Raw genomic sequence first — 3,736 nt, 5'->3', positions numbered from 1 at the left:
CCGCCCGTGCCGCCGTCCTCCGGAGCGCCGGGCGGCACACCCACCACCACGCTCGACGCGACCCGTCTCGCACACCAGGCCAGCTTCGGGCCGACCGAGGCACTGGTGGCCGACATCCGCACCCGCGGCCCGAGCGCCTGGCTCGCCGCGCAGATGACCACCGCCAGCGCGCGCTACACCCGCGGTGGCAACGGCGACGTGCACCAGTGGACCGGCAGCGGCAACTACTGCGACGGCCGCAGCGCCACCTGCTGGCGCGACAACTTCTCGAGCCAGCCGCTGCTGTGGGACTTCTACCGCAACGCGGTCGGCGGCGCCGACCAGTTGCGCCAGCGGGTGGCCTTCGCGCTGCAGAAGATCGTGGTGGTGTCGAACCTGGAGGTCGAGGGGACCTACGGGATGCGCTACTACTACAACACCCTGCTCGACAACGCCTTCGGCAACTACCGGCAGGTGCTGAAGAAGGTGGCGCTGTCGCCGCTGATGGGCGACTACCTGAACAACGCCAACAACGACAAGGCAGCACCGAACGAGAACTTCGCGCGCGAGCTGCTGCAGCTGTTCTCGATCGGCACCTGCGAACTCAACGCCAACGGCACGCTCAAGGGAGGCGCCTGCTCGCCGACCTACGGCAACGAGACGGTGCGCCACTACGCCTATGCACTGACCGGCTGGACCTACCCGGCCGGCGGCAGCACCGCCTGGGGCTGCTGGCCGCAGAGCACCCATTGCCGCTACTACGCCGGCGACATGGTGCCGGTGGCGCAGTACCACGACACGCTGGAACGCCCGCTGCTGTCGGGCATCACCGTGCCGGCCGGCAGCAGCGCCGACCAGGCGCTCGAGGCGGTGCTCGACAGCCTGATGCAGCATCCGAACATGGCGCCGTTCATCGGGCGCCAGCTGATCCAGCAGCTGGTCGCCAGCAACCCGTCGGCGGCCTACGTGGGCCGCGTCGCGGCGGCCTTCAATGCCGGTCGCCACCAGGGCTTCGGCAGCGGTCAGCGCGGCGACCTCGCCGCCACCGTGGCCGCGGTGCTGCTGGACGCCGAGGCGCGCAGCGAGATCCCGACCCGCAGCGCCGGCAAGTTGCGCGAGCCGGTGCTGCACTTCACCGGCGTGCTGCGCGCGCTGGGCGGCCGCACCGATGGCGACGCACTGGGCTGGTGGTGGGGCGAGACGATGCGCCAGCACGTGTTCCGCCCGCCCTCGGTGTTCAACTACTTTCCGCCCGACTACCCGCTGCCCGGCGTGGCCGGCCTGAAGGCGCCGGAGTTCGGCATCCACAACGCCAACACCTCGCTGGAGCGGCTGAACTACCTGACCTACCTGCTCTGGTGGGGCGGCTCGGCGGCCAGTGCCGACGTGCCCGGCGCGCTGGCACGCGCGTCGACCTGCAGCCCTACACCGCCGACGCGGCCGACGCCGCGAAGCTGGTCGACCGCCTGTCGACGCTCGCGCTGGGGGCACGGCTGCCGAGCGCCACACGCACGCAGGTGATCGCGGCGGTCGAGGCCTACACCGCCCAGAACGACGCGCAGAACTGGGCGACCAACCGCGTGCGCCAGGCCGCCTACCTGGTGTTCGGCTCGCCGAACTACCAGGTGCAGCGCTGACGGCGCCCGGGCCTCGCTTCGGAGACTCTCGATGGCAAACCACCCCACGATCTCGATGGCGCGCCGCCGCTGGCTGCAGCGCTCGATGCTCGGCGTGGCCGGCGCGTTCGGCGCCGGTTCGCTGGTCAACCTGCTGACGGCCACGCGGCCGGCCTTCGCGGCCGACTACAAGGCCCTGGTCTGCGTGTTCCTGTACGGCGGCAACGACGGGCTGAACATGGTGGTGCCGAGCGATGCGACTCGCCACGGCCAGTACAGCGCGGTGCGTGCCGGCCTGGCGCTGCCGCGTGGCAGCCTGGTCGGCCTGAGCGGCAGCGACTACGGCCTGCACCCGGCGATGACGGCCCTGGCCCCGGCCTGGGCGGCCGGCCAGCTGGCGCCGGTGTTCAACGTCGGACCGCTGGTGCAGCCGCTGACCAAGGCGCAGTTCCGCGCGCTGCCCGACAGCTCGCCCTCGCTACCCGACAGCCTGTTCTCGCATTCCGACCAGCAGATCCTGTGGGAGACCGGCACCGGCGACGCACTGACGCGCACCGGCTGGGGCGGCCGCGCCGCCGACGCGCTGGCCACGGCCAACCCGGTGATCTCGGTCGGCGGCAACGGCCGCTTCGGGCTGTCGGCGCTGCAGGGCCCGCTGGTCCTGCCGGGCCCCGGCGCCACCTTCGGCGCCAACGGCCTGCAGCCGAGCGACCTGCAATGGGCGCCGAACGCGGCGCGCAAGGCCGCACTCGACGCCCTCTACGCGCCCACCGCCGTGGATGCGCTGGACAGCGACCTGGCCGGCAGTTACGCGCGCCAGCAGCGCGACGCCTTCGCGGTGTCGGCGCGGCTCGGGAGCATCGTCGCGGCACAACCCGGCGGCGGTTCGACGGCGATCGACGCGGGCTTCGCGCCGGTGATCGCCAACGGACGCGTCACGGGCGGTCTGGCGCAGCAGCTCTACCAGGTGGCCAAGCTGATCGAGGCGAACGCCACGGTGCAGGGCAACCGGCAGATCTTCTTCGCACAGCTCGGCGGCTTCGACACCCACGGCAACCAGATCGTCGGCGGCGACCCGCTGAGCGGCGACCACGCCCGCCTGATGAAGGCGCTGGCCGACGCGCTGGCCGCCTTCAACGCGGCCATGAACAACCTCGGCATGGGCGCCCAGGTGACCACCTTCACGCAGAGCGACTTCGGCCGCACCTTCAAGCCGAACAACAGCCTCGGCACCGATCACGCCTGGGGCAACCATCACCTGGTGCTCGGCGGCGCGGTGCGCGGCCATGCCACCTACGGCAGCTACCCGACGCTGGCCCTGGGGGGCCCCGACGACGTGGGCCAGGACAGCTGGGAGCTGCAGGGCCGCTGGATCCCGACCACCTCGGTCGACCAGTACGCCGCCACGCTGCTGAAGTGGTTCGACGCCACCGACGGCCAGCTCGACACCGTGCTGCCGAACCTGGCCAACTTCGGCAGCGCGCGCAACCTGGGCTTCGTCTGAGCTAGCGGGACGGTCGGCGGGTGCCGGCCTGCTTGTCGAAGGCCGCCGGCGGCAGCGTGAGGTCCAGCCCCCAGGCGGTGCCGCAATCGGCCGGGTCGGCCGGCGGGCGGACGACATGCGGCTCGGCGCGAGGCAGGTGCCAGCGCAGCAACCATCGTTTCCACCACAGGGACAGGTCCATGCACGCAGTCTGCGCGGATGCCGTTCCGGCGAGCGCCGGAATTGCGGGGCTTAAACGACCCATTGCCACCGGGTGAGGCGACGGCGTCGCCCTGCGGTGCGATCAGGCGTCGCGTTGCGGTCCGGCGCGGCCCGCCTCGACGACGAAGGCGGCCTGGGTGTGGACTCGCGCATCGGCCACCACCGGGAAGGCGGTGGCGCGCAGCTCGGCGTGCAGACGCTGCGGCGTGAGGTCGAGCAACACGTAGCCGCGCTCGTCGCTGCGTGCATGCAGCAGGTCGGGATTGCTGCTGCGCATCAGCGCGGTCGCGGTGTCGGACAGCCCGCGCGAGGTGAGCGAGCTGGTGGCGAACTCGCTGGCGACCACCGGCGAGCGCGGGTCGCCGACGTCGGCGCGCAGGCGCGCGGCCACGTGGCGGTGCACGTCGCCGCCGAGGCAGACCACGTTGCCTTGCGG

The 3,736-nt window shown here is 72.2% G+C and carries 4 protein-coding genes; 2 read left to right on the top strand and 2 right to left on the bottom strand.

Features of this window, described 5'->3' with window-relative positions; translation table 11 throughout:
• Positions 1-1,500, top strand: a 1,500-nt coding sequence (locus Y694_RS20370) for a DUF1800 family protein (RefSeq protein WP_231497810.1), incomplete at its 5' end; no start/stop codon positions are given.
• Positions 1,501-1,647: 147 nt separating this feature from the next.
• Positions 1,648-3,099 carry a DUF1501 domain-containing protein gene (locus Y694_RS20365; protein WP_011831087.1) on the top strand — a complete coding sequence of 484 codons (1,452 nt, stop codon included), beginning with the start codon at positions 1,648-1,650 and terminating at the stop codon, positions 3,097-3,099.
• 1 nt (position 3,100) lies between these two features.
• On the opposite strand, the gene Y694_RS24540 is transcribed toward Y694_RS20365, so the two are convergent.
• Both Y694_RS24540 and Y694_RS20360 read right to left on the bottom strand, forming a co-directional pair.
• Positions 3,101-3,280, bottom strand: coding sequence for a hypothetical protein (locus Y694_RS24540; RefSeq protein ID WP_148210980.1), 180 nt, complete (start codon positions 3,278-3,280; stop codon positions 3,101-3,103).
• A gap of 102 nt (positions 3,281-3,382) precedes the next feature.
• Positions 3,383-3,736: alkaline phosphatase D family protein (locus tag Y694_RS20360; RefSeq protein WP_036235952.1), on the bottom strand; the 354-nt coding region annotated here is incomplete at its 5' end.

This window comes from Methylibium sp. T29-B, assembly GCF_000576225.1.
GTDB classification, from domain to species: Bacteria; Pseudomonadota; Gammaproteobacteria; order Burkholderiales; family Burkholderiaceae_C; genus Methylibium; species Methylibium petroleiphilum.
The sequence above is the reverse complement of the archived record's forward strand: the minus strand, read 5'-3'. Positions and strand labels throughout refer to the sequence as shown.

Coding starts and splice junctions, on each gene's coding strand:
- Y694_RS20365 (WP_011831087.1), top strand. CDS start 1,648: ATGGCAAACCACCCCACGATCTCGATGGCGCGCCGCCGCTGGCTGCAG.
- Y694_RS24540 (WP_148210980.1), bottom strand. CDS start 3,280: ATGGACCTGTCCCTGTGGTGGAAACGATGGTTGCTGCGCTGGCACCTG.